Genomic DNA, 6916 nt, shown 5'->3' on the forward strand with positions numbered 1-6916 from the left:
CATTCACTCCTGCGTCATGAGGCCCTGGGCGCTTCGTTGTTGCCCGCCTTTTCGTCATCGCCCATGAAGCGCGGCATCTCCCGAGGCCGGCTTTCAGTGCGGTATTCGCTGGGGGTACAGCCCAGGCATTGCTTGAAGGCGCGCGCAAAGTAGGAGGGGTCCTTGAAGCCCGCCTCGTAGCCGATACTGGTGACCGGCATCTGGCTATTGGCGAGCAGGTCCTTGGCCAGTTCCATGCGCTTGTTCAGCACGTACTCCATGAAGCCCAGCCCCAGCACCTCCTTGAACAGACGGGAGAAACGGAACGGAGTCATGCCACAGCGCTGGGCCAGGTCCTTCTGGTCGATACCTTCCTGATAGTGCTGGTCGATGTAACTCACGGCCTTCTGCAGAGCATGGTGCTTCTGGTGCTCCTTGGTCAGGCGAATGCTGTCCGGCAGGTTGCTGCTGCGCTCGATCTGCAGCTTCCGGGCATGTACATCCTCCTGCCAGCGCAGTTGGCAGAGTCGCTCCAGAGCCCTGAGGAAGCGGCTCTTCTCGGTACCACAGAGCGGGAGTGCCACGTACTCCCAGACGCCTGAGCGCATGGCCCAGACGGCCAACTCCTCGGAGTGCTGGACGGTGAACATGCTGATGGGGATCGAGGGGACCGTGCGCTTGACTTCCAGCAGCAGGTTCAGCCCCAGAGCATCGGGCCTGTCGAAGTGCATGCAGATCATGTCCGGCGGCTGCCCCGAGTCACGCCCGGAGATCGTCGAGTCCTTGGCCAGGCGGCAATCGCAGGTCGAACGAAACTGCGCGATCAGCTCGTCTGCCGAACGATCATGAGTCAGATCCATCCACAACAGGAATGGTCTGCGTTGTGCTTTGGCCAAGTCCGACTTCATAACCTTAGCTCTGCGCCTTTTTCTCTCGCCCCACTTGAGCAGTATTGTCACAGTGCCACTAGTGCAAATACCGAATGGCAATATCCGTCATTTTTTTGATAACCGCTCCGTGGAGACATGACAACTATTTGAAACATATAGGGAAGCACTTCGGCGGAAACTTGCCAGAGGCTGCCGCACGGGCTGCCGTCTGTCGCATGCGAATGGGGTGCAGGAGCACACGCATGGCATTCATGCCGAATGCGAGGAAGCAGCAAAAAACTCCTAGTGATCGACAAAAAACTCCTAACCCATCGAGCCAGCCTTCACTAGCGTCAGGAACAGGTCGGGCATGAGGCGCGACTGCCAGCCAGCTTGGCGTTGATCCAGTTGAAGAGGTGAGCGAGATGAAATTCGATACTGTCAAAGCCTCGGTAGTGAGGTTCCTGAAGGATGAAGAAGGCCTGACGATTGTGGAGTACGCGGTGGCCGGGGGGCTGATCACTCTGGCGGTGGTGGCTGCGTTCAACCTGTTGGGCGGTGCAGTGGATGACAATATCCGCGAGCTCTGCGGCGCAGTGAGCTCGAGCAACGGCTCCGTCACTCCCTGCTAGTCGGGTCGTCCACCATGAATGCTTGGCAGATGTCGATGCAGTATTGGCTGGTGGCTCTGCTGATGCTCGCGGCGGCGAGCGATGTCGCTTGCCGCCGCATTCCCAATCTTTTCGTGCTGATTGGCCTGCTTGCCGGGCTGCTCGGCCAGTACCTGCTGTCAGGCAGTCCGGCCCAGGCGATTTATGGCGCACTGGCTGGCCTGGCGCTGTTCATGCCCTTCTATGCGATGGGGGGAATGGCGGCGGGCGATGTGAAGCTGATGGCCGTGGTCGGCGCTTTTCTCGGCCCACTGGGCGTGGCATGGGCTGCCGCGCTGACGCTGATCGCGGGCAGCCTGATGGGCATCCTGATCCTTCTGTGGCGCGGCCAGCTGTTCCGATTCGCGCAGCGTTACTGGGCCATGGCCAGTTTGCGTGCCTACGTACCGGCGCAGGCCGGGGATGCCTCGCAGCTGCGCTTCCCCTTCGCCCTGGCCATCTTGCTGGGGACTGTGGCCAGTCTCTACTGGCTACCGCTGCGGCCCTGGTGAGGGAGGGGAATCATGTACGCCATCAGCGACAGTAACGCCTATCCCAGCGAGCGCGAGGCCGTCCAGAAGCTTGCACCTCAGCCCAAGTGCATCCGTGACACCGGCCTGAACGAGAACTTTCTCGGCGATCTGTTGTGCAAGCACCTTCACGATGCCGGCGTCCTCGACCTGCCGCGCCTGGTCGAGCGCCTGGCACTGACGGGCGCAGTGGTGGAAGAGGTGCTGCAGTTCCTGCGCAAGCAGGGACGCATCGAGGTGCTGGGGCAGACAGGGGGACAGGCGCTGCGCTATGGCCTGACCGAACGTGGCAGGGTCTCGGCGCGCGATGCCCTCGAGCGCAGCGGCTACCTGGGGGCGGCACCTTTCCCGGTGAGCGCCTATCGCTCGTTGCTGAAGGTGCAGACCATCCACCATGGCAACATCACGTCACGCGACATGCGATCGGCCTTCGGGGGCGTGGTCCTCAGCGAGGGCATGCTGGATCAGCTCGGCGTGGCGATGAATTCCGGTCGGGCGATCATGATCTACGGCCCTGCCGGTACCGGGAAGACCTACATCAGCACCAAGCTGATCCGCCTGTTCGCCGAGGCCATATGGGTGCCCTATGCCATCGTCATCAACGAGTCGGTGGTGGAGGTCTACGACCCCCAGGTGCACCAGAGCCTGGAAGATCCGCAGCAGAATCCACTGTTGCTGGACGAGGGTATCGACCGCCGGCTGCTGTGCTGCAAGCGACCGATCGTGATCACCGGCGGCGAGCTGACCATGGAGCAGCTGGATGTCCGCTATGACCCTTACAGCCGCCAGTACCAGGCACCGCTGCAGCTCAAGGCCAGCAACGGCATGTTCATCATCGACGACATGGGGCGCCAGCGCATGGCGCCGGCGGAGCTGCTCAACCGCTGGATAGTGCCGATGGAGGAGAAGCGCGACTTCCTCAGCCTTGGTGGCGGCCGGCACTGCGAACTGCCGTTCGACCTGATCCTGGTGTTCTCCACCAACCTGAACCCGCTGGAGCTGGCCGACGAGGCCTTCCTGCGGCGCATCGGCTACAAGCTGCACTTCGATTACCTCAAGCCGGATGACTACGAGCGCATCTGGCGGCAGGAGTGCGAGCGGCTCGGCATCGCATTCGATCCGATCCTGCTGCGCTACGTCCTGCAGGGGCTGTACGAGGCGGAGGGCATGCCACTGGTGCCCTGTCATCCGCGCGATCTGCTCGGCATGGCGCTGGACCGCCAACGCTACCTCGATAGTCCCGGGCCGCTGTCGCCTCGGGAGCTCGAGTGGGCATGGCACAACTACTTCGTGCAACTCGATTTTCTCGGCTGAGGAGATGCAGACATGAGTTCTCGTACTCTCACGCTGGTGGTCCTGTCCGTGGTACTCGGGCTGGGGGCCGCCTGGATGGCCAACAACTGGCTTAGCGAGCGGCTCAGCGCCGCTCCCGATGACAACATGCGCGGAGTGATGGTGGCAGCCGTTGAAATTCCCTTCGGCACCATGATCGAGGCCCAGCACATCACCATGGTGCGCATGCCCAAGGCCACGGCTCCCGACGACTCGTTCGACAGTCCGGAGAAGGCCATCGGCAAGATCGCCACCTTCTCCATGCTGCGTGGAGACATCCTGCGCAGTGCCCGGCTGGCCGAGCACCTGGGCGGCAGCACCCTGGCCTCGCTGATCGAAACCGACAAGCGCGCCATTTCGGTCCGGGTCGACGATGTGGTCGGGGTGGCCGGGTTCCTGTTGCCGGGTAACCGGGTGGATGTACTGGCCACCAAGAAGACCGGCAATGCCAATGCCCAGGCCGAGACCATCCTCGAGGACCTGCGCGTGCTGGCCGTGGACCAGACCGCCAGCACTGACAAGACCCAGCCCGTGGTGGTGCGTGCGGTCACCCTGGAGATGACTCCCGAGGAGGCCGAAATCCTGGTCAAGGCGATGGCTGAGGGGCGCCTGCAGCTGGCCCTGCGCAACCCGCTGGACAACCAGAAGCGCCCGCCCGAACCCCCGCCTGTTGCCGCTCAGCCGGCCCCGGCACCGGCTCCCCAGCCGAAGCCGGTGGTACGGCGCAGCAACGAGGGAGCAGGGGTGACGGTGATTCGCGGCACTGCAGTGGCCAACGTGCGTTTGTAGGCGCCAGCGCCCTGGCGAGACAGGCTTCGCGGGCCGAGCCCGCGCATACGGGACAAGCGGCCCGGCAAGGAGAGGGACATGCAAAGCATTCGAGTGATGGGTTCGGCGTTGCTCTTGGGCCTGAGCCTGGTGGTGACCCAGTTGCAGGCAGCCGAGAAGGCGGCCGTCAGCGTGATGCCGGCGCTCAATGACGGCAGTATCCAGGTACCGATCTACAAGTCCCGGGTGCTCAGCACGCGGGTGCCGGTCAAGCGCATTTCGGTCGGCAACCCGGACATCGCCGATATCCTGATCACCAGCCCATCCCAGCTCTACCTGCTCGGGCGTGCTCTGGGCAGCACCAACGTGCTGCTCTGGGACGGCAACAACAGGCTGATCGACAGTCTCGACCTGGAGGTCGTGCACGATCTCGGCGGTCTCAAGAGCAAGCTCTACCAGCTGTTGCCGAACGAGAAGATCGAGGTGTTCAGCGCTCAGGGTGCCCTGGTGCTGCGCGGCCAGGTCAGCAGCGCGGCCGCCATGGACTCGGCGATGAGTATCGCCAAGAGCTATGCGGCCCAGAGCGTCAGCGTTGCCCAGGGCGAGGGGCAGGATGCCAAGGCGGGCCCCAGCAAGTCGCTGGAGGTGGTCAATCTGCTCAGTGTGGGCGGTGGCCAGCAGGTGATGCTCGAGGTCAAGGTGGCCGAGATGCAACGCAACCTGGTCAAGCGTCTCGGGGTGAATTTCCTGGCCATCGGCGAAGCCGGCAACTGGGACATCGGCACCTTCAATGGTGGCTCCTCGCTGCTCGAGGATGGCCTGCTGCGCGACAGCAAGGGCTTCCTGGCCCAGTTCGCTTCCGGCAGCTTCCTCTTCGACGTGGTGCTCGAGGCGGCCAAGGACAATGGCTCGGCCAAGGTCCTGGCCGAGCCGACACTGGTCACCCTGACCGGCCAGCAGGCCGAGTTCATCTCCGGAGGCGAGTTCCCGGTACCGATCACCGAAGAGGATGGCATCACCATCGAGTACAAGGAGTTCGGCGTCGGCGTGCGCTTCCTGCCGGTGGTGCTGGATGCCGACCGTATCAACCTGAACCTGAATGTCTCGGTCAGCGAGATCTCCAACGCCAATGCCCTGGTCCTGGACACCGGCCTGGATACGCCGCTGGGCGACGGGGTAGGCCAGGTCATTCCCTCGCTGACCAAGCGCAGCGCGCAGTCCACGGTGGAGCTTGCCAATGGTCAGACCATCGCCATCGCCGGCCTGATCAACGAGAGCACCCGCGATCTGGTCAGCCGCTTCCCAGGCCTCGGTGACATTGCCGTGATCGGCCACCTGTTCCGCAGTCAGGAGTTCATCAAGGGCGAAACCGAGCTGGTGATACTGGTGACCCCGCATATCGCCAAGCCGGTCGATGCCAAGCTGGTACGTCTGCCCACGGAGCGTTTCGTCGAGCCCAGCGATCTCGATTTCTACCTGCTCGGCAAGACCAAGGGTGACGGCCCCGATCGTGCCGTGCCGGTCAGCCTGGGTGTCACCGGCAGCAGCTTCGGCCATGACCTCAAATAACGGAGACGCCACGATGAAGACGCTAAATCTGCTGTGTGTCATGGCCGTTGTGCTGGGTGGATGCATGACCTACGACGAGGGGCGTGTCGGTCACCTGGGACAGAGCGTGTACGCCACCAACTATGAGCAGATCGCCGACAAGGAGCGGGCTGCCAATCCCGGCAGCGCACCCTCGGCGGTGGGAACCGACGGGCCGCTGACCGAGCGCGTGCTGGACGGCTATCGGGGCAAGACCAGCGATGCCAAGCAGGTAAGCCAGCCCATCCAGATCAACATCGACTAGAGGAGCCTGCACCATGAGCCCCCGCAAGCCGCGCCGCTCCACCGCGCTGCCACAACGTCAGCGGGGCGCTGCCATAGTGCTGATCGTCATCGCCCTGGTGTCCATCCTGCTGATGTCCGCCCTGGCCCTGGATGGCGGGCACATGCTGGTCAACAAGACCCGCCTGCAGAGCGCGGTGGACGCCGCCGCACTCAGTGGGGCTAAGACCCTGAGCGAATATGTCGGCGGCGACATGAGCGCCGGGGCCTCTGCCGCCCAGGCCGCGGTGACGCTGACACTCGATCTGAACGCAGCCGCTTCCGGCAATGCCGAGTTGGCTGGCGTCAGCGACCTGGCTCTGGTCACCTTCTCGGCAAGCGTCTACGGCCCCTTCGCGACGAGTGCCGGCAGCGATGCGCGCTACGTGCGGGTAGCCGTGCCGGACTTCCCGCTGGCAGGGTTCTTCTGGGGTGTCCTGCAGATGTTCGGCAACCCGGCGGACAAGGCCGTAGCCGCTATCGCCACGGCAGGCCCCAGCCCGACCAGCCCCTGCGAACTGGCTCCGGTGATGGTCTGCGGCGAACCTGGGCAAGCGAACTTCGGCTTCGACTTCGGTGCGCTTCAGGTGCTCAAGTCGGCCTCGCACAACGATGCCAACATAGGTCCGGGCAATTTCCAGTTGCTCGATTTCGGCTCCGGGGGCAAGACGGTTGGCGACCTGATGGCCGGAGGCGGCACCCTTTGCCCGCAGATCGGCGAGAATGTGCAGACCAAACCGGGCAATACCGTCGGCCCCTCCGTCAAGGGCCTGAACACCCGTTTCGGTGATTACAGCGGCGGCTATGACGCCGACGACTACCCCCCGGATCTGGTAACCGATCATGGCCAGGAGGGCGGCACCGGCAATTCCGGCAGCTTCAGCCTGGCTGATGACGGCTCGACCATCCTGTTCGGCAA

The 6916-nt window shown here is 63.6% G+C and carries 8 protein-coding genes; 7 read left to right on the forward strand and 1 reads right to left on the reverse strand.

The annotated features are described in order from the left end of the window. Positions 1–14 precede the first annotated feature (14 nt). Positions 15–887 carry a response regulator transcription factor gene (locus DMO17_RS17485; protein ID WP_110683754.1) on the reverse strand — a complete coding sequence of 291 codons (873 nt, stop codon included), beginning with the start codon at positions 885–887 and terminating at the stop codon, positions 15–17. Between the two features lie 386 nt (positions 888–1273). On the opposite strand from DMO17_RS17485, the gene DMO17_RS17490 reads away from it, so the two are divergent. The 7 genes from DMO17_RS17490 to DMO17_RS17520 form a co-directional block, all read left to right on the forward strand. Continuing rightward, positions 1274–1480, forward strand: coding sequence for a Flp family type IVb pilin (locus tag DMO17_RS17490; RefSeq protein ID WP_110683755.1), 207 nt, complete (start codon positions 1274–1276; stop codon positions 1478–1480). A gap of 14 nt (positions 1481–1494) precedes the next feature. Beyond that, positions 1495–2010: an A24 family peptidase gene (locus DMO17_RS17495; protein WP_110683756.1), complete on the forward strand. Its 516-nt coding sequence runs from the start codon at positions 1495–1497 to the stop codon at positions 2008–2010. A gap of 12 nt (positions 2011–2022) precedes the next feature. Next, entirely contained in the window at positions 2023–3342 is a 1320-nt protein-coding gene (locus DMO17_RS17500; protein ID WP_110683757.1) for a P-loop NTPase family protein, read from the forward strand. A gap of 12 nt (positions 3343–3354) precedes the next feature. Further along, the gene (gene cpaB, locus DMO17_RS17505) at positions 3355–4149 is read left to right on the forward strand and encodes a Flp pilus assembly protein CpaB (RefSeq protein ID WP_110683758.1); all 795 of its coding nucleotides are present in this window, start codon (positions 3355–3357) and stop codon (positions 4147–4149) included. Between the two features lie 78 nt (positions 4150–4227). Further along, positions 4228–5697, forward strand: a complete 1470-nt coding sequence (locus DMO17_RS17510; RefSeq protein ID WP_110683759.1) for a type II and III secretion system protein family protein — start codon at positions 4228–4230, stop codon at positions 5695–5697. A 13-nt stretch (positions 5698–5710) separates the two neighbouring features. Then, complete coding sequence (locus DMO17_RS17515) at positions 5711–5980, forward strand: hypothetical protein (protein ID WP_110683760.1); 270 nt, start codon at positions 5711–5713, stop codon at positions 5978–5980. 13 nt (positions 5981–5993) lie between these two features. Continuing rightward, positions 5994–6916, forward strand: a 923-nt coding sequence (locus DMO17_RS17520; RefSeq protein ID WP_110683761.1) for a pilus assembly protein TadG-related protein, incomplete at its 3' end; no start/stop codon positions are given.

The sequence above is a fragment of the Aquipseudomonas alcaligenes genome (genome assembly GCF_003205495.1).
Lineage (GTDB): Bacteria > Pseudomonadota > Gammaproteobacteria > Pseudomonadales > Pseudomonadaceae > Aquipseudomonas > Aquipseudomonas alcaligenes_B.

Coding starts and splice junctions, on each gene's coding strand:
- DMO17_RS17485 (WP_110683754.1), bottom strand. CDS start 887: ATGAAGTCGGACTTGGCCAAAGCACAACGCAGACCATTCCTGTTGTGG.
- DMO17_RS17490 (WP_110683755.1), top strand. CDS start 1,274: ATGAAATTCGATACTGTCAAAGCCTCGGTAGTGAGGTTCCTGAAGGAT.
- DMO17_RS17495 (WP_110683756.1), top strand. CDS start 1,495: ATGAATGCTTGGCAGATGTCGATGCAGTATTGGCTGGTGGCTCTGCTG.
- DMO17_RS17500 (WP_110683757.1), top strand. CDS start 2,023: ATGTACGCCATCAGCGACAGTAACGCCTATCCCAGCGAGCGCGAGGCC.
- cpaB (WP_110683758.1), top strand. CDS start 3,355: ATGAGTTCTCGTACTCTCACGCTGGTGGTCCTGTCCGTGGTACTCGGG.
- DMO17_RS17510 (WP_110683759.1), top strand. CDS start 4,228: ATGCAAAGCATTCGAGTGATGGGTTCGGCGTTGCTCTTGGGCCTGAGC.
- DMO17_RS17515 (WP_110683760.1), top strand. CDS start 5,711: ATGAAGACGCTAAATCTGCTGTGTGTCATGGCCGTTGTGCTGGGTGGA.